Below are 25,379 nucleotides of genomic sequence, written 5' to 3'. Positions count from 1 at the left end.
AATTCCTAGGTTGGTAATTAATGGTTATTTTTCCGTGTTATTTTTAAGTAGTGACGAATAAACTTGGTGGCAAGGTATTGATTGACAATCTCTAATTCGTTGCTAAAGTTGTTGTATTTTTTGTTATCTATCGGAATCATTTCTGTTGTTTGAAAAAATAAAAATGCTTTAGTGGTAAGAGAGAAATGTTTGAATTTTTTTTGGCGCAGGTGTTACTAGTTTTATGGTGTAGCGGAGCGATGGGGAGAGGCGTGGAGGAAATGGTTTTAAATATAGAATATTTTTTTTCAACGATTGCAATGCAGGTAATAAAAGCAACGAGGCGAATAATTAGGGTGGAGAAATAAGAGGTCGTTTGGTTTGGATTAAGCCCAGATGTTGCTAAAATTGCGGTGCTATTGTAATGCAATATATTCATAGTCTAAAATTAAGTAATGCTCTGAATTATTCCATAAAAAATAATATTTGTGTGAGTTTTTAATTGTGGGTGGATGGGTAATTTTGATTTTTTTATTTGTTCTTGCAGGTGATTCGTTATACTTTTTTCAAAAATAAACGAACAATCTGGCGTGTATTCTCATTTTAAATATAGGTAAAAATATCTATGCTATCAATAATTAGCAGATGTTTTTACTAGTAACATTTAGGCGATTACAAACACTGTGAGACCTTTGCATAAATATGAATAATCATCAAGAATCCTCGTTTTACCCACTTGGTAATTTTTTAAACCCAGCCTTAGCCCCGCTAGAACAAGGTTTAAGAAAATCACCAAGTGGGCAAAAATTGAATCTTGCCAATCATCCATATTTACGCAAAGGTCTCACTGTATTATTTATTTTATTTTTGAAAATTCTATAACTCACCCCTTTACTTTATCCCTACGCCGTTTTAGGTAGGGATGGGTTTGTAACCCATCCTCTTGCCTCACTCTCATACCCTGCGTGAGAGTGAAAAAAAATTATTACAATAAATCAGGCGCAAAAAAGCCCCATTTTCACGGGACTTTTGTTGTCAGTATTTTACTTGATTTGTTTACTTAATGAGAAAATCGACGCCTTCTTCTGATTAAATAATAAGCACTTAATGTCATTAACAGAATAAAAACTGTATCAAATCTAGCGGGTGCACTGGGATTGTAAACACAACCACCACCACTACTACTGTTACTGCTACTATCATCATTACCACCAACAACAGGCGTTGCTATTGAAATAGTGCTTTCAACCACGCCATTAGCATGATTGTCATCCGCATCATTTTCACCACCATCTTTAAGGGTTAGTTTAAGGCAAGTTGCACCGGTGATTAATCCAGTTTGCCAAGTGCTATCGGTGCTGGTGCAGATATTACTTGTGTTGGTTTTGGATTGTATGCTGTTATTATTATCAACCACAAAATTACGCCAACCAGTCGCTAGTGAGTATTGACGCAATACTGCATTTGCAGGGATTGGGGTGGCGAGTTGAATGATTACTTGGGTAGAGTCACCAGTGGCTCTTAGACCTTCAACGATATAGTCGTAGATATCGCCAGTGGCTAAGGTGTCTTTAGTGTAGTCGGATAGGTGGTTGGCTACTCTGTATTGTTTTAGTTGATCAAGGGTTAGCTGCCCAGAATCTTCGCCCATGATACCGGGTAATATTCTAGTACTTCCTGGACTGGTGATTTTTTTGTTTGTGCCTGCGGGTAATTCATTGTCGCTATTTCCTGATTCTTTGCTGTCGGAAATGCCGTTGCCGTTTGTGTCTATTCGTCCATTGGGGTAGGTGTCAACTAATTTAAGCTTCAATACTCTTTCTGATGAAAAATCGCCAGCCGTTACTTTTAGTGTGATTGTTCGGGTGCCGATGTTGGCACTTTGGGGATTGAAAACAAAAGTCTTACTGGTGCTTGTGTTAGAAAAATCGGCACTACTCCAAGTATAAGTTCCTGTGCCTGCTGAGGCTCTGACGGTAACTTCTCCACCGTCTTTGCTGATTAAAGGACCTTTGTTTTCACCTTGGGTTACACTAAATTGGGAGATCACTGGGGCAGCGATGTAAGTGGTAGTAATGGCAATGGTAAAGGGTTGTGGAGCGGAGTCGTTAGTATTGTCGCTGGCGGTGATGTTAATGTTGATCGTATTTCCGAGGGCGGTGGTGATGGATTTATTGGTTCTAAGTTCATTGCCGTTGACGATTTTGAAGTTGGTGGTGTCGTTGACGGTAAAGGTAAGGGGAGTGTTGGTATCTACATCACTGGCACTGAGGGTACCGACTAGGGTATTGGCGGGTTGGTCTTTGATCAAGTTTACATTACTAAGTAGAATGTTAGTTGGGGCGGTGTCGTCTATGTTGCCAACTGTGAAATTAAAGATTTTGTCGAATGTGTGATTGTTGCCATCGGTTACGGTAATGGTGGTGTTAAGACTGTTGGCGTTCTCGTAGTCTAGGGTGGCGTTGAGTTTGAGTTTGTCATTGTCAATGGTAAATTTGGCGTTGCTACTGGTGTAAGTAAAAGTGTCGTTGGCATCGGCATCGGTGGTGGAGAGTGTGCCTAATTCAGCGCCAGTGCTTGTGTTTTCAGCAATGGTGCGGTCGCCTGTGAGAGTGATGGCGGTGGGGGTTTCGTCGTTGAGGTCATTAAGGGTAACGGTGATGGTTTGGATGGTGTTTTTATCGTTGCCATCTCCAGTGGTGGCTTTGACTTTGACGGTGTAGGATTTTGTGGTGCTTTCGTAGTCGGTGTTGGTGCCGTTGAAGGTTAGGGTGTTGTTGCGGGTGCCACTGAGGCTGAAGAAGCTGCTGGTGTCTTCGGTGATGCTGAAAGTGGCGGCGGGGTCGTTGGCGGTGAGGGTGTGGGTGGTGCTTGCTGCTTTTTCATTGGCGGGGAATGTATTGATGGAGGTAATGGTGAGGGTGGCTGAAACTGGGCAAGACTCCCAGCAGAGGTTAATGGTTCTTTGGGGCATGAAGGGGCTTGGTGCGTCATTGATACTTGCGCCATAAAATAAAGATCTAACCGTGCCAGTACTCCTGTAATAAGTTTTTATGGTGAATCTTTTGCCACCTTGTTCTTTTATTGCTGTAATGGTTATAGGATGAAGTGTTAAATCCCAAATTTTGTGAGAGACTTCTGTAGATTTATAGTTACCTACATTGAAAGGCAAAGAGGTACTTGTGTCAACACCAGATTTATTATCAAAGTCACGAGAATCAATTTGATTATTATTTTCATCAAAGAAAAGATTGTTTTTGTTAATAACAACTGCATAATTATCAACTCTAACTCGTATAGTGTGTTGTGTGTCGCTAAGAATGTAGGTTGTATCCTTGGTGGCTTGGGTAAAGTCAAGGGCTAGTGTTTGTGCTGATAGAACTAATAGACAAAATGAGCTAACGATAAAGCGATTAAATGTATTCATAATAAAATTCCTAGGTTGGTAATTAACGGTGCTAAAGTTGTTGTATTTTTTGTTGCCCACTGGGATCACTTCTGTTGTTTGAAAAAATAAAAATGCTTTAGTGGTAAGAGACAAATGTTTGAATTTTTTTTGGCGCAGGTGTTACTAGTTTTATGGTGTAGCGGAGCGATGGAGAGAGGCGTGGAGGAAATGGTTTTAAATATAGAATGTTTTTTCTCAACGATTGCAATACAGGCGATAAAAGCAAAAAAACTTCGGTTAACGAGGCGAATAATTAGGGTGGGGAAATAAAGGGTCGTTTGGCTTGAATTAAGCCCAGATGTTGCTAAGCGGTATGGTGTCATTATAATGTAATGCAATGTATTCATAAGTGACTAAATTATTCCATACAAATGAATAATTGTGTGGGTTTTATTGTTGAATTGAATCTTTGTTGTTCGCTGTGTGAGAATGAAGGTGGAAATAACACCCTTTTCTTGGTCGTCTTATTTAAGGACACCTCCAGAAATTCTAATACAATGAGACCTTTGCATAAATATGAATAATTATCAAGAATCCTCGTTTTACCCACTTGGTAATTTTTTAAACCCAGCCTTAGCCCTGTTAGGATAAGGTTTAATAAAATTACCAAGTGGGCAAAAATTGAATTTCGCTAATCATCCATATTTATGCAAAGGTCTCATTGTATTATTCATTTTATTCTTGAAAATTCTACAACCCATCCTCTTGCCTCACTCTCATACTCTGCGTGAGAGTGAAAAAAAATTATTACCATAAATCAGGCGCAAAAAAAAGCCCCATTTTCACGGGACTTTTGTTGTCAGTATTCTTACTTGATTTGTTTGCTTAATAAGAAAATCGACGCCTTCTTCTGATTAAATAATAAGCACTCAATGTCATTAACAGAATAAAAACTATATCAAATCTAGCAGGTGCATTAGGATTGTAAACACAACCACCGCCACTGCTACTATCACCATTATCATTACTATCATCATTGCCACCGACAATAACAGGCGTTGCTATTGAAATAGTGCTTTCAACCACGCCATTAGCATGATTGTCATCCGCATCATTTTCACCACCATCTTTAAGGGTTAGTTTAAGGCAAGTTGCGCCAGTGATTAATCCAGTTTGCCAAGTGCCATCGGTGTCGGTGCAGACATTGCTTGCGTTGATTTTAGATTGTATGTTGTTGTTACCAACTACAAAATTACGCCAGCCAGTTGCCAGTGAGTATTGACGCAATACTGCATTTGCAGGGATAGGGGTGCTAAGTTCGATGGTTACCTGAGTGAAGTCACCAGTGGCGCTTAGACCTTCAACGATATAACTGTAGATGTCACCAGTGGTTAGGGTGTCTTTAGTGTAGTCGGATAGGTGGTTGGCTACTCTGTATTGTTTTAGTTGATCGGGGGTTAGTTGTCCAGAATCTTCGCCCATGATGCTAGGTAATATTCTAGTGTCTCCTGAGCTGGTAATTTTTTTGTTTGTAGTTGTGAGCAATTCGTTGTTGCTATTTCTTAATTCTTTGCTGTCGGAAATGCCGTTGCCGTTTATGTCTGTTCGGCCGTTGGGGTAGGTATCAACTAATTTAAGTTTTAGCACTCTTTCTGATGAAAAATCGCCGGCTGTTACTTTTAATGTGATTGTTCGGGTGCCGACATTGACACTTTGGGGATTGAAAACAAAAGTCTTGTTGGTGCTTGTGTTGGAAAAATCGGCACTACTCCAAGCGTAAGTTCCTGTGCCTGCTGAGGTACTGACGGTAACTTCTCCACCATCTTTGCTGATTAAAGGGCCTTTGTTTTCACCTTGGGTTATGCTAAATTGGGAGATTACTGGGGCGGCGATGTAGGTAGCAGTAATGGTGATGTTGAAGGATTGTGGCTCGGAGGTGTGCAAGCTGTCGTTGGCGGTGATGGTGATTGGGTATGTGCGTATTTCGGTGGTTACTTGTTTGATTTTTAGTTTGTTGTCAGAAATTTCAAAATTGTTGGTGTCGTTGACGGTGTAGATTAAATCGCCATCGTCTGGATCGGTTGCGAATAAGGTACCTATGACTGTGCCAGCGGGTTCGCCGAGTACAATATTTTTCTTGCTTAGGGTGATATTGGCAGGGGTGGTGTCATTAAGATTGTTGAGACGAATGGTGATTTGGGCGGTTTCGTCTTTGGCATCAGTGCCAGTGATTTTGATTGTGAGAATGTAGACTTGTTTAGTTTCATGGTCTAGACCTAGTTTGGCGATTTGGATTTGTCCTGTGTTGTTGATTGCAAAGAAGCCGTCGTTATTTCCACTAACAATGGCGAAGGATGTTACTACGCCTGCGGTGGTTAGAGAGCTGTCAATGTTGGTACCAATGGCTGAGTTTTCATCGATAAAGCGGGTTTGATTGGCGATGGTAATGGTGTTTTCTTTGAGGTTATTGATGGTGATAGTGATTTTGGCGGCTTTACCTTCTGCATCGGTGCCAGTGATTTTGATTGTGAGGGTGTAACTTTGTGTGGTTTCGTAGTCTAGGCCTGTTTTTGCCACTTGGATTTGTCCTGTGGTGGCGTTGATTTTAAAGAAGCCAGCGTTATTGCCATTAATAATGGTGTAATTTGTTATTGCACCTGAGGTGTCAACGGTACCAACATTGGCATTTATGGGTGAATTTTCGTTGACGGATAGATCTTGGTCGTTGATGGTGATGGTATTTTTAGGGACATTGTTAATGGTAACAGTGATGGTTTGTTCGGTATTTTTATCATCTCCGTCTCCTGTGGTGGCTTTGACTTTGACGGCGTAGGATTCTGTGACTTCGTATTCGGTGGCGGTGCCGTTGAAGGTTAGGGTTGTGTTGTTGGTGCCACTGAGGCTAAATAAACCGCTGGTGTTTTCAATAATGCTGAAAGTGGCGGCGGTGTCGCTGGCGGTGAGGGTGTGTTCGAGGTTGGTGCCTTCGTTGGTATTGAGGTTGTTGGTGGAAGTGATGGTGAGAGTGCCACAATCTTCCCAGCAGAAATTAATGGTTCTTTGGGGTATTAAAGGACTTAGTGCACCGTTAGTGCTTACACTTATAAATAAAGATGGGATGGCAGCATTAGTGTCGTAAAGAGTTTGAAAGGTGAACCTCTTACCCCCTTGTTTTTTTATCTCTAAAATAGTAGAGGACTGAAATGTTAAATCCCAAGTTTTGTATAAGACTTGGGTTCCTGCAAAGTATTTTACTTTAAAAGGTGCGATAATGCCAACACCAACACCAAAACCGATGAATTCATTCGCATTAATTTTATTATTACTTTCATCAAAAAAGCGATTGTTTGCGTTAAGAAGAAGTGCATAATCATCAAGTGTAACTCGTATAGTTTTTTGCGTATCGCTAAGAACATAGGTTGTATCCTTAATGGCTTGGGTAAAGTCAAGAGCTAGCGTTTGTGTCGATAAAGCCAACAGGCAAAATGAGGCAATAATAAAGCGATTAAATATATTCATAATAAAACTCCTAGGCTGATAATTAATGGTTATTTTTCTATGTTGTTGTTAAGTAATGGCGAATGAAAGTGGCATACTATAAATACCATTGAAATTCACCGTTGTTGATGCTGTAGCGTGCGGGTGGTGGGCAGAATTGGCCTGCTCGGTCGGGGTGAATTTGAGGGTTTTGTGTTCGTTTTGAGTGCGATTGTAATGTAATATATTCATAGGTTTTGGATAATGTGTGAGTTCTAAATTATTCCATAAAAAAATAATGTTTGTATGAGTTTTTGATTGCGAAAGGGTAATTTTATTTTTTTTCATTCTTGTGGGTAATTCATTGTGCTATTTTCAAAAATAAACAAAACAATTTGGTGTGCATTCTTATCCTAGGCATCAGCAGATATCCATATTTATGCAAAGGTCTCTTAATGAGAAAACTGGCGCCTTCTTCTGATTAAATAATAAGCACTCAATGTCATTAACAGAATAAAAACTATATCAAATCTAGCAGGTGCATTAGGATTGTAAACACAACCACCGCCACTGCTACTATCACCATTATCATTACTATCATCATTGCCACCGACAATAACAGGCGTTGCTATTGAAATAGTGCTTTCAACCACGCCATTAGCATGATTGTCATCCGCATCATTTTCACCACCATCTTTAAGGGTTAGTTTAAGGCAAGTTGCGCCAGTGATTAATCCAGTTTGCCAAGTGCCATCGGTGTCGGTGCAGACATTGCTTGCGTTGATTTTAGATTGTATGTTGTTGTTACCAACTACAAAATTACGCCAGCCAGTTGCCAGTGAGTATTGACGCAATACTGCATTTGCAGGGATAGGGGTGCTAAGTTCGATGGTTACCTGAGTGAAGTCACCAGTGGCGCTTAGACCTTCAACGATATAACTGTAGATGTCACCAGTGGTTAGGGTGTCTTTAGTGTAGTCGGATAGGTGGTTGGCTACTCTGTATTGTTTTAGTTGATCGGGGGTTAGTTGTCCAGAATCTTCGCCCATGATGCTAGGTAATATTCTAGTGTCTCCTGAGCTGGTAATTTTTTTGTTTGTAGTTGTGAGCAATTCGTTGTTGCTATTTCTTAATTCTTTGCTGTCGGAAATGCCGTTGCCGTTTATGTCTGTTCGGCCGTTGGGGTAGGTATCAACTAATTTAAGTTTTAGCACTCTTTCTGATGAAAAATCGCCGGCTGTTACTTTTAATGTGATTGTTCGGGTGCCGACATTGACACTTTGGGGATTGAAAACAAAAGTCTTGTTGGTGCTTGTGTTGGAAAAATCGGCACTACTCCAAGCGTAAGTTCCTGTGCCTGCTGAGGTACTGACGGTAACTTCTCCACCATCTTTGCTGATTAAAGGGCCTTTGTTTTCACCTTGGGTTATGCTAAATTGGGAGATTACTGGGGCGGCGATGTAGGTAGCAGTAATGGTGATGTTGAAGGATTGTGGCTCGGAGGTGTGCAAGCTGTCGTTGGCGGTGATGGTGATTGGGTATGTGCGTATTTCGGTGGTTACTTGTTTGATTTTTAGTTTGTTGTCAGAAATTTCAAAATTGTTGGTGTCGTTGACGGTGTAGATTAAATCGCCATCGTCTGGATCGGTTGCGAATAAGGTACCTATGACTGTGCCAGCGGGTTCGCCGAGTACAATATTTTTCTTGCTTAGGGTGATATTGGCAGGGGTGGTGTCATTAAGATTGTTGAGACGAATGGTGATTTGGGCGGTTTCGTCTTTGGCATCAGTGCCAGTGATTTTGATTGTGAGAATGTAGACTTGTTTAGTTTCATGGTCTAGACCTAGTTTGGCGATTTGGATTTGTCCTGTGTTGTTGATTGCAAAGAAGCCGTCGTTATTGCCAGTGGTAATGGTATAGGTTGTTATTGTGCCTGTGGCATTTACATTGCCAACATCGGTATTGACGAGTGCATTTTCATCGACAAATAAAGTTTTAGCACCAATAGTAAGGGTGTTTTCTTTGAGGTTAATGATGTTAATAGAGATTTCGGCGGTTTTGTCTTCTGCATCGGCACCAGTGATTTTGACTGTAAGCGTGTAGTTTTGTTTGGTTTCGTAGTCTAAACCTAGTTTGGCGACTTGGATTTGTCCTGTGGTGGTGTTGATTTTAAAGAAGCCGTCGTTATTGCCAGCGGTGATGGCGAAGGCTGTTATTGTGCCTGTGGTGACTAGGGGGTTACCAATGTTGGTGTCTATGGATGCGTTTTCGTTGACGGATAGGGTTTGGTTGTTGATAGTGAGGATATTGTTGATGGTAACGGTGATGGTTTGTTCGGTGTTTTCATTATCGCCATTTCCTATAGTGGCTTTGACTTTGACGGTGTAGGATTTTTTGGTTTTGTAATTGGTGGTGGTGCCGTTGAAAGCTAGGATTGCGTTGTTGGTGCCGCTGAGGCTGAATAAATTGCTGGTATTTTCAATAATGCTGAAAGTAGCGGCGGTGTTGGTGGTGGCGAGGGTGTGGATGAGGCTAATGCCTTCGTTGGCGTTAAGGTTGTTGGTGGAGGTGATAGTGAGGTCATGACTAAAAGCAAGAACAAGATTTTTAATGTAGCTGTCTAAATTGTATTGATTCGTTGCATTTGTGATGTAAACATTATCTAAGAGTGCAGTCACCGAAGTTTTTCCACTAGCGTCGGCCATTCTAAAACTGTCATCCCCAAGTGTGATTTCCATCTGTTGACTGTAATCATTAACAGGATTTATGTATTCTGTAGAATACCTAGCGCCAGAATGCTGAGTGCCTAAATAGTATGTGGCGTCAGAATATAGTTTTACCCCCACTAAGTTGTCAGAAAGCGGATGGGGCTTGACAGGTTGATCAAAGGTGATAAGAATTGTCTTATTGCCTGATCTTTCAATTGTTGTAATTGTTGGTTTAACGGCAAACGCCTGCGAAGCAAATAAAATCAATAAAATACTAATAATAAAGTGATTAAGTGTGTTCATAATAAAACCCCCTAAGTTAATGGTTATTTCTAAGTAATGGCGAATGAAGGTGGTATGCTATAAGCACCACTTTCGATGTTGTTAATGTTGTAGCGGTGATGTGGCAGAATTGGCCTGCTTGGTCAGGGGTGAATTTGAGGGTTTTGTGTTCGTTGTAGGTACGATTGTAATGCAATGTATTCATGGGTTTTGGAATTAAGTAATGTGATGTATAACTTTGGATTATTCCATAAAAAACAATATTTGCATAAGTTTTTTGATTGTAGGTGGGTAATTTTTCATTTTTTTCATTCTTGCGGGTAATTTATTATGCTATTTTCAGAAATAAACGAAACAATATGGTAGGTATTCTCATCCTAAGTGTCAGTAGTAAAATATTAATAAGTGGTATTAACGCTTAGACGATTACAAGCCTGCCACTACATTAGATATAAATATTGCTTGCATTCATTGGTAAATTCTTATAAAACCCATTTTAGTTCTGCTAGATAGGTTTTATAAAGATGACAACTGAAAAAAATTTGCCCTTTGTTCAACATTTATGTTGTCGCTGAAAAAAATTGCCAAGTGGATGAAAAAGTGGATTCTTGATGATTATTCATATTTATGCAAAGGTCTCAATAAATCAGACATAAAAAAAAGCCCTGTTTTCACAGGGCTTTTTTCTTTATTTGGTTTATTTACTTAATAAGAAAATCGGCGCCTTCTTCTGATTAGATAATAAGTGCTTAATACCATTAGCAGAATAAAACTTATATCAAATCTAGTGGGTGCATTGGGGTTATAAGCACAACCACCACCACTGCTACCACCGCCACTGTTGCTATCATCATTGCCGTTACCACTGTCATTGGAAGCGGGGGTTGTGATTGAGATAGTGCTTTTGATAACACCGTTGTCTTGACCTCTGTTGTTGACTTGGGTGCCGTCGGTGTCGTTTTCGCCGCCGTCTTTGATGGTGAGTTTGAGGCAGGTGGTATCTGTAATTAGGCCAGTTTGCCAAGTGCTAATATCGGTGCAGGTTTTTTTAGATTTGATTGTATTATTATTGTCAACCACAAAAGCAGACCAGCCATGTATTGATGAATATTTGTATAATTCTGAATTTTTAGGGATGGGGGTGGTAAGGTCAATGATGACTTCAGTGGTGGCGCCAGTAGTGCTTAGGCCTTCGATTACATAGTCGTAAATATCACCAATGGTTAGTGTGTCGCTGGATTTGTTAGACAGTTGGTTGTTTTGGGCAAGGGTTAAGCGAGCAGATTCTGTGGCTAAAATGCCGAGTAAAAGCCTGGTGTTTGTTGAGCTGGTGATGGTTTTACCTTCGCCTGCTTGGATTTTATTATTGGCGTTACTGGTGTCTTTGTCATTGGGAATACCATCACCATCGCTGTCGTTACTGGTGATGCTTTCTGTAATCAATTTAAGTTGCAGGGTTCTTTCTGAGTAGTTACTGTTAGCCTCTACTTTTAATTTGATTGCATGGGTGCCACTATTTATATTTGTGGGGTCAAAAACAAAAGTTGTGCTGTTGCTACTATTTTTATTAGTAAGGCTACTGGAGTCCCAAGTGTAAGATGATGCACTCACGACGGCTTGCACGGTAACATCGCCGCCATTTTTACTAATGAGGCGACCATTGTTACCATCTTGAGTTACGATGAATTGTTTGATTATCGGTGTATTGTTGTCGATTACGGCAATGGTAAAGGCTTGTGGGGTGGAAATGTTAGTGCCGTCACTGGCGGTAATGTTGAGGTTGAGTGTGGCTACTGTGCTGAGTGTGGTTTTGACTTTTAGTTGGTTGCCAGTAATTTCAAAATTAGTATTGTTGACGACGCTATAGGTTAAATCTTTAGTGTCTATATCAGTTGCGGACAAGGTGCCTATGATTGTGCCAATGGGTGCATTGAGTGTGATGTTATTGTGAGTTAGGACGATATTGGTGGGGGCGATGTCGTCAACATCGGTGATTTCGATGTTGATTTGGGCGGTTTTATCTTCGGCGTCGTCGCCTTCAATTTTGACTGTGAGGGCGTAGCTTTGTTTGGTTTCGTAGTCTAAGCCTATTTTTGCGATTTGGATTTGCCCTATATTGTCAATTTTAAAGAAGTTTTTGTCGTTGCCAGCAGTAATGCTGAAGATTGTTATTGTACCTGTAGTAATTAGGGGGGCGCCGATGTTGGTGTCAGTAGTTGAGTTTTCTTCGACACTTCGGGCTTGATCGTCAATGGTAATGGTGTTTTCAAACATATTAAGGGTAACGATGATGGTTTGAATAGCGTTATCTTCGCCTGCTTTGCTGGCAGTAATTTCCACTTCATAAGTGTTGTCATCGGCTCTGGCTTCAAAGTCGGTAGCGGCAAAGGTGAGTGTTGTACCATTTAGGGTGAATTTGGCTTTATCTGCACCGCCTGTAATGTTAAAAGTTGCGCCTGTTCTATTGGAAGTAAGGTTAATGATTTTGTCGGTTTTTTCGGTAGCAGTAGCAGTAGCTGATGAGGTAATGGCAAAGTCTTGATTTACGCTAAGGGTAAAGTTCGCAGCAACAGAAGTGTTTACACCATCAGAAGCAGTAATGCTAATGCTGTAATTGGATTTGGTGGCAAAAACAACATTCTGTGCCATTTTTAATTGACTACCATTAATGCTGAAACTGTTTGCGTCAGTACCGCTGAGGGTGTAAACCATAGTCTCGCCTGTGGTATCTGTGTCGGTGGCTGTGATGATGGCAATGGTGGTGCCAGTTGTTGTGCTGTCGGCGATAGTGGTGGCGCTGAGTTGAATGTTGCTAGGGGTGATATCGTTAGCATCGGTAATGGCGAAGTCAAAGGTTTTGCTAAGTGAATGATTATTGCCATCGGTTACTTTAACTGTGATATTGAGGGTTTTGGTGCTTTCGTAGTCTACTGTTTTGGCGAGTTTTAGTTTGTTGCCATCGATGGCAAAATAAGCCGCACTGTTGTTTTCTAGGGTGTAGGTAAAGGTGTCCCCTGTATCAGCATCGGTGGCAGAGAGAGTGCCTAATTCGGCACCAATAGCAGTGTTTTCAATGATATTGCTAGAGCCAACAAAGTCAATATTTCTGGGGGTTTCATCGTTGAGGTCGGTTACAGTAACTATTAGTGTTTGAATAGCGTTATCTTCGCCTGTTTTGCTGGCAGTAATTTCCACTTCATAAGTGTTGTCATCGGCTCTGGCTTCAAAGTCGGTAGCGACAAAGGTGAGTGTTGCGCCATTTAGAGTGAATTTGGCTTTATCTGCACCGCCTGTGATGTTAAAAGTTGCGTCTGTTCTATTGGCGGTAAGGTTAATGATTTTGTCGGTTTCTTCGGTGGCAGTGGCAGTGGCTGATGAGGTAATGGCAAAGTCTTGATTTACGCTAAGGGTAAAGTTCATAGCAACAGAAGTGTTTACACCATCAGAAGCAGTAATGCTAATGCTGTAATTGGATTTAGTGGCAAAAACAACATTCTGTGCCATTTTTAATTGACTGCCATTAATGCTGAAACTGTTTGCGTCAGTACCGCCGAGGGTGTAAACCATAGTCTCGCCTGTGGTATCTGTGTCGGTGGCTGTAATGGTGGCAATGGTGGTGCCAGTTGTTGTGCTGTCGGCGATAGTGATAGTGCTGAGTTGAATGTTACTGGGGGCAATGTCGTTAGCATCGGTAATGGCGAAGTCAAAGGTTTTGCTAAATGAATGATTATTGCCATCGGTTACTTTAACTGTGATATTGAGGGTTTTGGTGCTTTCGTAGTCTACTGTTTTGGCGAGTTTTAGTTTGTTGCCATCGATGGCAAAATAAGCTGCACTGTTGTTTTCTAGGGTGTAGGTAAAGGTGTCCCCTGTATCGGCATCGGTGGTAGAGAGAGTGCCTAATTCGGCATCAGTGGCAGTGTTTTCAGTGATATTACTAGAGCCAACGAAGTCAATATTGCTGGGGGTTTCATCGTTGAGGTCGGTTACAGTAACTATTAGTGTTTGAGCGGCATTGGTTTCACCTGTTTTACTGGCAGTGATTTCAACTTCATAGGTGTTGTCATCAGCCCTGGCTTCAAAGTCGGTGGCTGTAAAGGTGAGTTGTGTGCCGTTAAGGGTGAATTTGGTTTGATCTGTGCCGCCTGTGATGGCGAAAGTTGTGTTACTTTTATTGCTAGTAAGCGTAATAACTTTGTCGGTGTTTTCAATTACGGTGGCAATGGCTGGCGAGGTAATAGCAAGTCCTTTAATAACATTCAAAGTAAAATTTCTTGTTACTCTGCCAATTCCATCCTCAACAGAAATAGAAAGTTTATATTGTGCTTGAGTGGCAAAATTAACGGTTTCTTTAATGCTTAATTTGCCGTCTGTGCTTAGGGTGAATTTGTTGTTATCAGCATTAGTGCCATCATTGCCATTAAGATCATAAAGGGTAAAGATATGCGTGCTAACTGTATCTGCATCTACGGCAGAAAAATAAGCAACTTGCATACCAGCAGGGATGTTATTGGCAATATCAGTGGTATTGATGAGGATATTTGAGGGGGGATTGTCATCCACATCTTTAATTTCAAGTTTAAAGTTTTGGATAAATTCATGATTACCATCGTTGACTTTAATACTAAAAGAGAATGATTTGTCGACATTAGTTTCATAGTCAACATCTACCCCATTAAGTTCTAATTTTGTACCATCCTCTGAAATTTTAAAAGTGTTTTTTTCATTATCAATCAATGTGTAAGTAAAGGTGTTGTTAGTATCGACATCAGCGGTAGTTAATGTGGCAACTGTGTCGGAGAAAGCCCTGTCATATATTTTTCTTTTGTTATCTTCAATAATACCTGTGTATTGATAGATATCGCCTGTTAGAGAAATTTCGGTAGGGGCGTTGTCATTGACATCAGTTAGGGTAATGGTAAGGGTTTTGGTGATATCGATTACCCCAGTTTTACTAGCTTTAATATGGATGGTGTAAATTTTTGATGAGGCAGTTTCGTAGTCTATACCGTTGGCGTTTTTGAATTGTAATACATTGTTTTCAATTTTAAAGAGGTTGTTATTATCAGTATTACCGTCTAATGAGAAGGTTGTGCCATCTTTATTGGTAGTGAGGGTGGCAATGGTTTGGGTTTCTTCGTTAACAGTTAGATTATCTGTAGTGATGGTGAAAGGATAATCGATAAGGTCTATTGTGCTGTTTATTTCGAGTACCCTACCGTTAGAATTTTCTCCCTGAAAGAATGCATAAATACTTATAGAATCTATATTGAGGCTATCCAACTTTTTTAATACAGCTTCACTTTGCCATGTCCATTGGGTGGAAAATCGGTTAATGGGGTTAATTGGCGTTATAAAAGAGCGCATATAAGAGTGTGGCTTTATCCAATCAGGCCCTTCAAGATAATAAGTTTCACCTTGGTGCAATCTGTAGGTTATTCGTGAATTAGTTGAATTAGAAGTTTCGCCCCACCCTTGAACAGCCTGATCAAGGGTTATTTGAAGCGTTTTAACATCTATTCTTTCAAATTTCGTTATAACTGCTGTGTTAGCGGCAAAGGATTGTGAAATAAATACAGTTAATAAGGTGGCAATAAATCGATTAAGTGTGCTCATAATGAAATTCCGAATAAAAAACTTTTGCTAACAATGAGCTAAACAATCTAGTGTTCACTCTCATCCCAAGTATTGTAATAATATTTGAGAATGGTAAGTGATTGCCTTGAATCAAATAAGCACCATGATGTTACGGTATTTTTAACTTATAACGGTTCTAATTATATCAGATATAATGAACGCTCGTGTTTTTTTAACTAGTCAACCCTTAAAAACCCCAAACCCCACCACCCCTAATCAACCAAACCAGTTTTCAAACAATAACACACAAAATCCTCGCCCTTTTCACAAAAAACAAACCAATTTTTTGCAAAGACAAAAAAATAACAGTGGCAATCAGCCACTTTTTCAAATTCCACGCTATAGCAGCCATTAAAACATTAATCTCATCACCAACTTGCCCTTTGAGTAAATTCCTAGACAATCTAAAATCTGCTTTAAGATGTCCAATGATAGGTTCTATTGCTGCTCGTCTTTTACACAACTTACGCTTTTTATCTCGTTGGTAACGGCTGTCTCGTTTCAGGGGCTTTTTAGGTAAGATGATTTCAGCCCCTAGTACTTCTTTTGCACCCACATACCCTCTATCACATACTGCCTTCTGAATGGGCTTGATACGATTGGCGTTAGCGTGAGCAATGGCTGTATCTAGTGTTTTTGAATCATGAATGTTTGTTTTATGACTTGCCACGCCAACGATAATGTTACTGTCTTTGGTAGAGACGATTGAAACTTTGTTGCCATATTCATATTTCTTATGGTCTTTGCCTTTGGCAATAACATAAACATCGGGCTCATGTAGGGCGTAAATTTTGTTTTTGTCTCCAGGTTGTTGAGCGAGCACTTTTTGGTAGAACAAGAAGTCTTTTTGATAGATTTCAAACAAAGAATGAGTTGGAAGTTTGCGTTGTAGTTCACGGATAAGCTTGTTGGCAATGGTTCTGAGTCTTTTAAGGGCTTTTTTGGCTTTGGCACGCTTTTTGACATGGCGAAAGTGGCGAATGCTAAGGCGACAGTTTTTAACTTCTTTGACATAAGTTCTTCGCTGTTTGATGCCGTGTTGTTTTGCCAGTTTGTTTAAGCGATTAATTATCTTAATTGCCAGTTTGGCGTCAGTAGGATAAGTGATGTTTTTCTCTTGAACGGTGGTGTCAATTAACACAGTTGACTCTTGTGCTTTTTTACCGTGTAACTCAACGCTCATTTTAAAGATAAGATTAAAACCTTTAACGCCAATGCGTTTTCTGAAATGCACTAACTCAGTGGCGTTACAAGGTACATCAGCAATATAAGCACTGTGACCACAAAAGTATTGGTAATACGGGTTTCTTTTAAACTGCATAACAACGGCTTCATCTGATAGATTCTCTAACTGTTTGAGGATAAGCAAGCCTACCATTAGGCGAATGGGTTTTGAGGGTCTGCCATTGTTAAGGCAATAGTGCTTGGTGAAGGCATCATTGAAAACTTGCCAGTCTATGGCGTGAGATAGTGTAATGAGTGGGTCTTTGATGTCTAATTGATTAAAAAGCTCTGAATGGAATAAATTGTTTTGGGTGGATATTGGTAAGGATTCGGTTAGCATATTTTTTAGGTAAAACGACCAGTAAAAGAGTGTTGTTATACCAAAAGTTGGTTGATTTGTCTATGGGTATTTGATTTTTTATTGTTATAAATCAAATTGTTGTGTGGTTTTTAAGGGTTGACTAACTAGAGATTTCTGCATTAGACATGGTTGAATATTGATATCCATGTTTAATGCAAGGGCTTAAATAGCATTATTGTTCAATAATGGATGGCGCAATAAAAAAGCCCGAGATTATCGGACTTTTTTATAGGTTTATAAACTTAAAATTTCGACAGTCAATAAAAAAAATGCTATCCTTTTTAAGATAGCATCTTTTATATCAAACTTCTTTGAATTATTGATTCAATTCAGCGTATTTTCTGCAACCTAATTGTGATTTTAAATCGCAAGATTTTCCATAATATTTTAAAGATTGAGAACGGCTTTGTTTAACATTTTTACCGTTTTCATACGCGAACCCAAGGATGTTGCAACCATTGACAGCGTTCAAATCACACGCTCTTTGCCAATATTCTACCGCTTTAAAATTACTTTGCCCAATGCCTGCGCCGCTGCCATACATAATTCCAAGATTTGTACAACCGTTGCCATCATTCAAACTACACGCTGCTCGATAGTATTTTACCGCTTTAGAATTGCTTTTCTTAACACCTGTGCCATTCTTATACATTAGCCCAAGATTAACGCAACCAAGGCCAGTATTTAAGCCACATGCCTTTTGATAGTATCCTACCGCCTTAGAAGTGCTTTTCTTAACACCTGTGCCGTCTTTATACATAGTGCCAAGGTTAGAGCAACCAAGACCAGTGTTTAGACCACATGCTTTTTGATAGTATTTAACTGCTTTAGTGTTGCTTTGCTCAGCACCCGTACCATCCTTATACATGGCACCAAGATTGGAACAACCAAGGCCACTGTCCAAATCACATGCTTTTTGATAAAATTCTACTGCTTTAGAGTCGCTTTGTCTAACACCGCTTTCACCCTCTTTATACATAACACCAAGGTTAAAGCAACCTTGACTGGCATTTAATTTACATGCTTTTTGATAACTTTCTACTATTCTAAAACTATTTTTCTTAACATCTTTGCTATAAGCTTGTATAACACCAAGGTTAAAGCAACCGAGACCATTGTCTAAATCGCATGACTTTTGGTAGTACTCCATTGCTTTAAGGTTACTTTGCTTAACGCCTGAGCCATTTTTAAACATGACGCCGAGATTAGAACAGCCGATACCATTCTTTAAGTCACACGCCTTGTGCCAGTATTCTACTACCTTTAAGTTGCTTTGCTTAACACCTGTGCCATCTTTATACATAACACCAAGGTTGAAACAACCGTCGCCAGCATTTAAATCACATGCCTTTTGATAGTATTCCGCCGCTTTAAAATTACTTTTCTTAGCGCCTGTACCATTCTCGTGCATAACACCAAGATTCAAACAACCACTACTATTGCCCAAACTACACGCTTGCTGATAATATTTTGCTGCTTTAAAATCACTTTGCTTGCCATTTGAGTCATTCTTATATATAACGCCGAGACTAAAACAACCGTTACCATTGTCTAAGTTACACGCCTTTTGATAGTATTTTATCATCTTAGATTTGCTTTGCTTAACACCTGTGCCGTCTTCATACATAGAGCCAAGATTATAACAACCGTTACCACTGTCTAAATTACACGCCTTTTGATAAAATTTTACTGCTTTAAGGCTACTTTGCTTAATGCCTGCGCCATCCTTATACATGGTACCAAGATTAAAGCAACCGTTACCATTGTCTAAACCACATGCCTTTTGATAAAATCCTACTGCCTTAGAACTATTTTTCTTAATGCCCACGCCATCTTTATACATAGTAGCAAGATTGAGACAACCGTCACCAACATTCAGGCTACATGCCTTTTGATAAAATCTTACTGTTTTGCGGTTATTTTTTCTAACGCCTGTGCCTTCCTTGTATATAACACCAAGTTTAAAGCAACCGTTACCAACATTTAAACCACATGCTTTTTGATAATATTTCACCGCTTCAAGGTTGTTGACCTTAACGCCTGTGCCATTTAGATATGTGGCTCCAAGACTAAAGCAACTAGAGCCATTCTTTAAGTCACATGCTTTTTGATAATATTTCACTGCTTTAAGGTTACTTTGCCTGACGCCTGTACCATTCTTGTGCATAACTCCAAGATTAAAACAACCGCGACCACTATCTAAGTCACACGCCTTTTGATAAAATTTCACTGCCTTAAAATCATTCTGCTTAACGCTCACACCGTTCTTGTACATATCTCCAAGACGAAAACAATCAGTGTCACTATTTAAGCTACACGCTTTCTTATAATCATCAATATCATTGGCAAGTATGCCAGTATTCAATCCAATGCTTAAAAGCACTAATAACAGTATTTTTTTCATTTTTTCATTCCTTTATTATTTTATTTATGTTTAGGGTGCTATTTTTTGACAAAAGCATACGCATTATACGCTTATGCTGTTTTCAAGTTTGTGTCTTTATTGAGTTATTTAGTGCATAAATATAAATAATTGACAATCCTCTACTTTTGGACAACTTGGTATTTTTTTAAATTCCGTCTTATTCTTGATACAACAAGACTTAAGACTATTTTTAATTTTTTTCAAGTGGGTAAAAGTAGATTATTTATATTTCCACAAAGGCCTTATACTGATCAAAGGTTTGGTTTTACGGTAACTTTATTGGTAAAAAAAAATTTAACCTTGTCTATTAACAGGGTTGTAAATATAAGCCCCTGTTAAGCAATGATTTTAATCAAAAATTATTTTGTTTGTTAGGTAAAAATACAAGAGACAGTTGTATACAACTAAATCTTATCGTGGTTTTATGGGTTACCCCTGACGATACAATGAACATAATAATGCTCTGGCTTAAAGATAGAGAGTGCAAAAAACAGTATTAACTTCTGCCATTACCGCAATGGTTGAAATGCTTATTGTTTTTTTGATAAAGTGCCAGCGTATGTTAAAACCCCTTGTCCTACTTCAAATGAAAGTTGAAATGAAGAGATGGGTGCGATCCCATTAGAGGTTAAATAAAGTGCAAAGCCAAATTTGTTATCCATGTCAATCATACCGATTAAGGCGTATGCGTTTATATTGGGTGAGGGAGGTAATGTTGTTTCCGCTCCCACGGTACTAACATATGATAGTATCCTACCAGATAAAGCAATGCCAACCGTTTTTTCTTTAAAGCGTATAAATAAGCTTCCGTCTTGGTCAAGCTCTCCCTCTAGCCAAGCTAAATAATTTACAGATGCAGCAGATTCTGGGGTAGATACACTTGTTTTCATGAGCTCTTCAAATATTTTTTGATCATTGACTACGATTGATTTATTCATGATTTATTGTCTTTTTTTGTATAAGTGTTATTGCATTTTAAATCATTTTTTTACAAAAAATAACTTTAATTATTTGAGGCTTGCGTTATACTATTTGCAAAAATAAACCAAACAAAAAGGTTGCCTTAAGTTCAGTGTCAAATACCAAGACCACTTTATTAAAGATCACAGTAATGCTATTAAAAGCACCTTCCGCTGAAAGTTCTAATAGAGTATGGGGTATAAAAAAAGCCCGAAATTATCGGGCTTTTTTTTTGGTTTACAAACTTGAACTGTTGATAGGGTTAGTTTATCAATTTGTTCATGCGTTTGACAAACTCAGCAGGGTCTTTTAGTTGCCCACCTTCACTGAGGACGGCTTGGTCAAATAAAACCTTGGCCAAATCTTCATCAATTTTGGTTTTGAGTTTTTCTACCAATGGGTGTGTTGGATTGATTTCAAGAATGGGTTTAGTGTCTGGGATATCTTGACCTAGGGATTTCATGATGCGTTCCATGTTGCCCCCCATCTCGTTTTCATCAGCCACTAGGCAAGAAGGGGATTCGCTAAGGCGACTGGAGATTTTTACTTCTTTGACTTGTGGTTCAAGGATTTTGTTGAGTTTTTCGATGACTTGCTCGTAGTCTTTAGACACTTTTTCTTTTTCTTCTTTGTCTTCTTTAGAGTCTAAATCTTCTAAATCACCTTTGGCAATTGACTTAAACGGCACACCTTCAAATTCTCCAAAATTACTCACCATCCATTCATCAACACGATCGGAAAGTAGTAGGACTTCAATGTCCTTTTTATTGAATACTTCTAGGTGTGGCGAACCTTTGGCGCTTTCATAAGTTTCAGCGGTGAGGTAATAAATGGCTTTTTGGTCTTTTTGCATGCTCTTAACATAGCATTCAAGGGTGGCTGTTTGCGTGGCATCGTCACTTTTATTGGTGGCAAAACGCAGTAGTTTGGCGATTTTATCTTTGTTAGAAAAATCTTCAACCACACCTTCTTTCATTACCATGCCAAATTCTTTCCAAAAAGTGGCGTATTTTTCTGGCTGGTTTTTTGCCATTTTTTCCAATTCTTTTAAAATGCGACTCACTGAGGCTTTACGAATAGTGTCAACCACTTTATTGCCTTGCAAAATCTCCCTTGAGACATTTAGCGATAAGTCAGCGGTATCAATCACACCTTTGACAAAACGCAGATAAAGTGGCATCAAAGATTCGTTGTCTTCCATAATAAAGACACGCTTGGCGTATAGTTTAATGCCGCCTTTACGCTTAGGTTCCCACATATCAAAGGGCGCTTTTGACGGAATATAAAGCAGGGAAGTGTAGTCCAATTTGCCTTCAACACGATTGTGTAATTGCGTGAGGGGCGCTTCAAAATCAAAAGTGAGTGACTTATAAAATTCGTCGTAATCTTCTTGCTTAAGCCCCGCTTTGTCTTGTGTCCAAAAAGCATTGGCCTTATTAACCGCTTCATATTCGATTTCTTTGCTGTCTTCTGAGGGTTTAATCATCATAATAGGCACAGTAATATGGTCAGAATATTTACTGATAATGCCGCGTAGGCGATGTTCATCTAAAAACTCGGCTTCATCTTCTTTGATATGCAGAGTGACAGAGGTGCCAAATTCGGGGCAATCAACTTTTTCAGTAGAGTATTTACCCTTGCCATTTGATGTCCATTGTGTGCCTTTTTTGTTTTTAGAGCCTGCTTTTCTAGTGGTTAATGTGACTTTGTCAGCCACGATAAAGGCGGAGTAAAAGCCGACACCAAATTGGCCAATAAGATTGGAGTCTTGTGCTTGTTTTTCATCTAAGCCTTTGAGGAATTTTTTAGTGCCAGAATTGGCAATAGTGCCGATGTTTTTGTTTACTTCGGATTCTGTCATACCAATGCCATTGTCGCTAATGGTGATGGTTTTTTTGTCCTTATCAACTTCAATATAGACGGCTAAATTTTCTTTGCCTTCAACCAAAGAGTCATCTGCAAGTGTCTCAAATTTAAGTTTATCAATTGCATCGGAGGCATTTGACACTAACTCTCTTAAGAAAATCTCTTTATTGGAATACAAAGAGTGAATCATTAAATCTAATAATTGTGAAACTTCTGTTTGAAACGAATGTGTTTGTTTATCTGCCATTTTTTTATTCCTAGTTTATATGTAAAATACATTAATATGGTCGAAACAAGAAAAATCAAGCACTTTATGCATTTTTTAAAAAATGTTAGGCATTATTCGCCACACACGCAGAATGCTTACGCCCGTGATTTGCATAAATTAAGTGATTTTTTATTAGAAGAAAATATTCATCAATGGGAGGCGGTTACTGCCGAGCAGCTCAATTTATTTTCAATGCGCTTATATCATAATGGTATAAACCCTAGTAGTATAAGTCGCTGCATGTCTTCCATTCGTAGTTTTTTTAAGTTTTTAGAGCACGATATTGGTAAAATACAAACGCCAAAAACCACAAAAAAATTACCCAATATACTGAGTTACGAGCAATTTAAATTAATGGCAAAACCGCATTCTGGCGAGTGCTTGGTGTTAAGAAATGCGGCAATAATTGAACTTTTGTATTCTTGCGGATTGCGAGTGTCGGAATTGGTTGGGTTAAATATGAACGACATTGACGCAGAATTTTTAACCGTACTTGGCAAAGGTGGAAAAATGCGCACCACGCCGATTGGTACAGAATCTTATCAAGTTTTAAGTCGATATTTAAAAAAGTCTAAACACACTGATAAAGCGGTGTTTGTTAATCAGAATGGCCAGCGATTGAGTGTGCGCTGGGTGCAAGATATGGTGAAAAAGCGCGCCTTAGAGGTTGGCATTAAAATTAATGTATATCCTCACATGTTGCGTCATGCAGCAGCCACGCATTTTTTGCAATCCAGTCATGATTTGCGCAGTGTGCAAGAATTTTTAGGACATAAAAGCATTAAATCTACACAAGTTTACACCCATTTAGATTTTTTGGAATTGAGTAAAGTATATGACAAATGTCACCCAAGGGCTAGAAAAAAATGAATTTTCAAACACGATTAGCAGCAAAAATCCTGAATTTAGGTGGGGTAATTAGCAATCCGACAGACACCATTCAAGGGTTAACTTGTTTGCCAAGTTATACACATGCTATGCAAAAAATGGGACGGCTTAAGCGCAGACCCCCCCAAAAAGGCTTCATTTTACTTGCCAGCGAAGTGCGTTTTTTTCAACCATTTGTGCAAGACATCGATTTATTGACGCAAATAAGCCCACAAGAACAACCAACCACTTATTTATTAAAAGCACGCAAAGGTGTATCAACATTGATTACAGGTGATTTTGATACGGTTGCGGTGCGCTTAACAGACAATAAATTGATTGCCAATTTGTGTAAAAAATGCAATAGTGCGCTACTTTCTACCAGTGCCAATATCACTGGCAAGCCAACAATAACCAGTGTTTTTGCATTAAATATGACCTTTAAACAAGAATTAAATTTTATTATCGCGCCACGAAACTATAATACACAAGCGTCACAAATTATTAATTTACAAACAGGAGAAAGGCTTAGATGATCGATCAAATTAAAACTTATTTATTGGACCTGCAAGCAGATATTTGCACACAATTGGAAGCGGTTGATACTGAGGCAACATTTATTCAAGACAAGTGGGAAAAGCCCGATAACAAAGGCGATGGGCTTACCAGGGTGTTAACGAACGGCAAAGTATTTGAACAGGCAGGTGTGAATTACTCCATCGTGCGTGGTGATGATATGCCAGCTTCTGCCACCGCACTTAGACCTGAATTGGCAGGACGCAGTTTTACTGCCTTAGGTGTGTCGCTGGTTATTCATCCACGCAATCCGTTCGTGCCAACTTCGCATGCTAATGTGCGCTTTTTCTTGGCAGAAAAAGAGGGTGAGGCGCCAATTTGGTGGTTTGGCGGCGGTTTTGATTTGACGCCATATTATGGTTTTGATGAAGATTGTGTTGCTTGGCATCAAAATGCCAAAGATGCCTGCGAGCCTTTTGCCAAAGGCACTTATGCGAAATACAAAAAATGGTGTGACGATTATTTTTATATGAAACACCGAGATGAACAACGCGGCATCGGTGGTTTATTCTTTGACGATCTTAACGAAGGCAGTTTTGAATCGTGTTTTGCCTTTATGCAGCGTGTTGGCAATAGTTACATCAAAGCATACAAGCCAATTGTCCAAAAACGCAAAGACCTGCAATATAGCGATCACGAGCGACAGTTCCAATTATATCGCCGTGGACGCTATGTAGAATTTAATCTGGTTTACGACCGTGGCACACTATTCGGATTACAAACAGGCGGACGCACAGAATCAATTTTAATGTCTTTACCCCCCCTAGTACGCTGGGAATACCAATACCAACCAAAAGCCAACAGCCCCGAAGCCAAATTATATAACCATTACCTCAAACCACAGGCATGGGTCGATGAGAATTAATTTAGACACCAAACGACTGTTATGCCCCATGCCAGTCATCCGACTAGGCGAGGCAATTGAACAAATAGAAGTAGGCGACACCATTCAAGTCATTGCCACCGATCCGGGCGTGTTGCATGATATACCCGCTTGGTGTAAGGTGCATGGGCATAAGGTGCTTGAAATTGATGAAAAAACTGATGAGATTGTGTTGTTGGTAGAAAAGCAATGAATGCTAAGAATGTGCGAAATAATATAAAAATGGGTGGTAATATTATCCATGCAAAAGATCTATACTTGTTGATAAGCATAAGACTTGAATTGGACATGGATGTTGAATAAAGGGCAAATTTTATTCGGTTGTGAATTTTTATAAAGTAAAGTCTATCTAGTGGGGCTATAAATGGGCTTTATAACAATTTACAAATGAGTGAAAGTTGGTCTTTAATTGATATTTATATCTGATACAGAGCTTATAGTAGGGGGGGTGAATTTCTATTCATTTGTAGTGAAAAAC

Annotated in this window: 17 protein-coding genes; 5 read left to right on the top strand and 12 right to left on the bottom strand. The window is 39.3% G+C overall.

Annotated features, from left to right (window positions below; all coding sequences use genetic code 11):
- Positions 1–17 precede the first annotated feature (17 nt).
- On the bottom strand, positions 18–140 hold the full coding sequence (locus MS2017_RS11800) for a hypothetical protein (protein WP_277424484.1): 123 nt from the start codon (positions 138–140) through the stop codon (positions 18–20).
- Between the two features lie 541 nt (positions 141–681).
- Between MS2017_RS11800 and MS2017_RS06020 the strand changes: the two genes are divergently transcribed.
- Positions 682–861, top strand: a complete 180-nt coding sequence (locus tag MS2017_RS06020; RefSeq protein ID WP_122951594.1) for a hypothetical protein — start codon at positions 682–684, stop codon at positions 859–861.
- Positions 862–1,039: 178 nt separating this feature from the next.
- Here the strand turns inward: MS2017_RS06020 and MS2017_RS06015 are convergent, their stop codons facing one another.
- From MS2017_RS06015 to htpG, 11 genes are all read right to left on the bottom strand, one after another.
- Positions 1,040–3,406 carry a JDVT-CTERM domain-containing protein gene (locus MS2017_RS06015; protein WP_164707632.1) on the bottom strand — a complete coding sequence of 789 codons (2,367 nt, stop codon included), beginning with the start codon at positions 3,404–3,406 and terminating at the stop codon, positions 1,040–1,042.
- Between the two features lie 65 nt (positions 3,407–3,471).
- A complete protein-coding gene (locus tag MS2017_RS11290; protein ID WP_164707631.1) occupies positions 3,472–3,774 on the bottom strand; it encodes a hypothetical protein in 303 nt (100 codons plus the stop codon).
- Between the two features lie 478 nt (positions 3,775–4,252).
- Positions 4,253–6,886, bottom strand: coding sequence for a cadherin domain-containing protein (locus MS2017_RS06010; protein ID WP_122951592.1), 2,634 nt, complete (start codon positions 6,884–6,886; stop codon positions 4,253–4,255).
- Between the two features lie 48 nt (positions 6,887–6,934).
- A complete protein-coding gene (locus tag MS2017_RS11285; RefSeq protein WP_164707630.1) occupies positions 6,935–7,096 on the bottom strand; it encodes a hypothetical protein in 162 nt (53 codons plus the stop codon).
- A gap of 200 nt (positions 7,097–7,296) precedes the next feature.
- Entirely contained in the window at positions 7,297–9,855 is a 2,559-nt protein-coding gene (locus MS2017_RS06000) for a cadherin domain-containing protein (RefSeq protein WP_122951590.1), read from the bottom strand.
- Positions 9,856–9,871: 16 nt separating this feature from the next.
- Positions 9,872–10,039 (bottom strand): hypothetical protein, encoded by a 168-nt coding sequence (locus tag MS2017_RS11280; protein ID WP_158009233.1) that lies wholly within the window; start codon positions 10,037–10,039, stop codon positions 9,872–9,874.
- A 500-nt stretch (positions 10,040–10,539) separates the two neighbouring features.
- A complete protein-coding gene (locus MS2017_RS05995) occupies positions 10,540–15,450 on the bottom strand; it encodes a cadherin repeat domain-containing protein (protein ID WP_122951589.1) in 4,911 nt (1,636 codons plus the stop codon).
- A 253-nt stretch (positions 15,451–15,703) separates the two neighbouring features.
- On the bottom strand, positions 15,704–17,035 hold the full coding sequence (locus MS2017_RS05990) for an IS5 family transposase (RefSeq protein WP_122951588.1): 1,332 nt from the start codon (positions 17,033–17,035) through the stop codon (positions 15,704–15,706).
- Positions 17,036–17,372: 337 nt separating this feature from the next.
- Positions 17,373–19,460, bottom strand: a complete 2,088-nt coding sequence (locus MS2017_RS05985; RefSeq protein ID WP_071565353.1) for an SEL1-like repeat protein — start codon at positions 19,458–19,460, stop codon at positions 17,373–17,375.
- Positions 19,461–20,011: 551 nt separating this feature from the next.
- Complete coding sequence (locus MS2017_RS05980) at positions 20,012–20,419, bottom strand: hypothetical protein (RefSeq protein ID WP_122951587.1); 408 nt, start codon at positions 20,417–20,419, stop codon at positions 20,012–20,014.
- 284 nt (positions 20,420–20,703) lie between these two features.
- On the bottom strand, positions 20,704–22,554 hold the full coding sequence (gene htpG, locus MS2017_RS05975; protein WP_071565351.1) for a molecular chaperone HtpG: 1,851 nt from the start codon (positions 22,552–22,554) through the stop codon (positions 20,704–20,706).
- Between the two features lie 36 nt (positions 22,555–22,590).
- Between htpG and MS2017_RS05970 the strand changes: the two genes are divergently transcribed.
- Genes MS2017_RS05970 through MS2017_RS05955 form a run of 4 tightly spaced genes read left to right on the top strand, consistent with a single transcriptional unit; the run spans position 22,591 to position 25,094 of the window.
- Positions 22,591–23,445: a tyrosine recombinase XerC gene (locus MS2017_RS05970; RefSeq protein WP_071565350.1), complete on the top strand. Its 855-nt coding sequence runs from the start codon at positions 22,591–22,593 to the stop codon at positions 23,443–23,445.
- Positions 23,442–23,978: an L-threonylcarbamoyladenylate synthase gene (locus MS2017_RS05965; RefSeq protein ID WP_071565349.1), complete on the top strand. Its 537-nt coding sequence runs from the start codon at positions 23,442–23,444 to the stop codon at positions 23,976–23,978. The genes MS2017_RS05970 and MS2017_RS05965 overlap by 4 nt, the downstream gene beginning before the upstream one ends.
- On the top strand, positions 23,975–24,883 hold the full coding sequence (hemF, locus tag MS2017_RS05960; protein ID WP_122951586.1) for an oxygen-dependent coproporphyrinogen oxidase: 909 nt from the start codon (positions 23,975–23,977) through the stop codon (positions 24,881–24,883). The genes MS2017_RS05965 and hemF overlap by 4 nt, the downstream gene beginning before the upstream one ends.
- Positions 24,873–25,094, top strand: a complete 222-nt coding sequence (locus tag MS2017_RS05955; RefSeq protein ID WP_071565347.1) for a sulfurtransferase TusA family protein — start codon at positions 24,873–24,875, stop codon at positions 25,092–25,094. Before hemF ends, MS2017_RS05955 begins: the two co-directional genes overlap by 11 nt.
- The last annotated feature ends 285 nt before the right edge of the window (positions 25,095–25,379 follow it).

Origin of the sequence: Bathymodiolus thermophilus thioautotrophic gill symbiont, assembly GCF_003711265.1 — a bacterium.
Taxonomy (GTDB): domain Bacteria; phylum Pseudomonadota; class Gammaproteobacteria; order PS1; family Pseudothioglobaceae; genus Thiodubiliella.
This window is presented reverse-complemented; position numbering and strand designations above follow the sequence as displayed.

What these genes read in the sequence shown, in the direction of transcription:
- MS2017_RS11800 (WP_277424484.1), bottom strand. Translation starts at nt 140, where the DNA reads ATGATTCCGATAGATAACAAAAAATACAACAACTTTAGCAACGAATTA.
- MS2017_RS06020 (WP_122951594.1), top strand. Translation starts at nt 682, where the DNA reads ATGAATAATCATCAAGAATCCTCGTTTTACCCACTTGGTAATTTTTTA.
- MS2017_RS06015 (WP_164707632.1), bottom strand. Translation starts at nt 3,406, where the DNA reads ATGAATACATTTAATCGCTTTATCGTTAGCTCATTTTGTCTATTAGTT.
- MS2017_RS11290 (WP_164707631.1), bottom strand. Translation starts at nt 3,774, where the DNA reads ATGAATACATTGCATTACATTATAATGACACCATACCGCTTAGCAACA.
- MS2017_RS06010 (WP_122951592.1), bottom strand. Translation starts at nt 6,886, where the DNA reads ATGAATATATTTAATCGCTTTATTATTGCCTCATTTTGCCTGTTGGCT.
- MS2017_RS11285 (WP_164707630.1), bottom strand. Translation starts at nt 7,096, where the DNA reads ATGAATATATTACATTACAATCGCACTCAAAACGAACACAAAACCCTC.
- MS2017_RS06000 (WP_122951590.1), bottom strand. Translation starts at nt 9,855, where the DNA reads ATGAACACACTTAATCACTTTATTATTAGTATTTTATTGATTTTATTT.
- MS2017_RS11280 (WP_158009233.1), bottom strand. Translation starts at nt 10,039, where the DNA reads ATGAATACATTGCATTACAATCGTACCTACAACGAACACAAAACCCTC.
- MS2017_RS05995 (WP_122951589.1), bottom strand. Translation starts at nt 15,450, where the DNA reads ATGAGCACACTTAATCGATTTATTGCCACCTTATTAACTGTATTTATT.
- MS2017_RS05990 (WP_122951588.1), bottom strand. Translation starts at nt 17,035, where the DNA reads ATGCTAACCGAATCCTTACCAATATCCACCCAAAACAATTTATTCCAT.
- MS2017_RS05985 (WP_071565353.1), bottom strand. Translation starts at nt 19,460, where the DNA reads ATGAAAAAAATACTGTTATTAGTGCTTTTAAGCATTGGATTGAATACT.
- MS2017_RS05980 (WP_122951587.1), bottom strand. Translation starts at nt 20,419, where the DNA reads ATGAATAAATCAATCGTAGTCAATGATCAAAAAATATTTGAAGAGCTC.
- htpG (WP_071565351.1), bottom strand. Translation starts at nt 22,554, where the DNA reads ATGGCAGATAAACAAACACATTCGTTTCAAACAGAAGTTTCACAATTA.
- MS2017_RS05970 (WP_071565350.1), top strand. Translation starts at nt 22,591, where the DNA reads ATGGTCGAAACAAGAAAAATCAAGCACTTTATGCATTTTTTAAAAAAT.
- MS2017_RS05965 (WP_071565349.1), top strand. Translation starts at nt 23,442, where the DNA reads ATGAATTTTCAAACACGATTAGCAGCAAAAATCCTGAATTTAGGTGGG.
- hemF (WP_122951586.1), top strand. Translation starts at nt 23,975, where the DNA reads ATGATCGATCAAATTAAAACTTATTTATTGGACCTGCAAGCAGATATT.
- MS2017_RS05955 (WP_071565347.1), top strand. Translation starts at nt 24,873, where the DNA reads ATGAGAATTAATTTAGACACCAAACGACTGTTATGCCCCATGCCAGTC.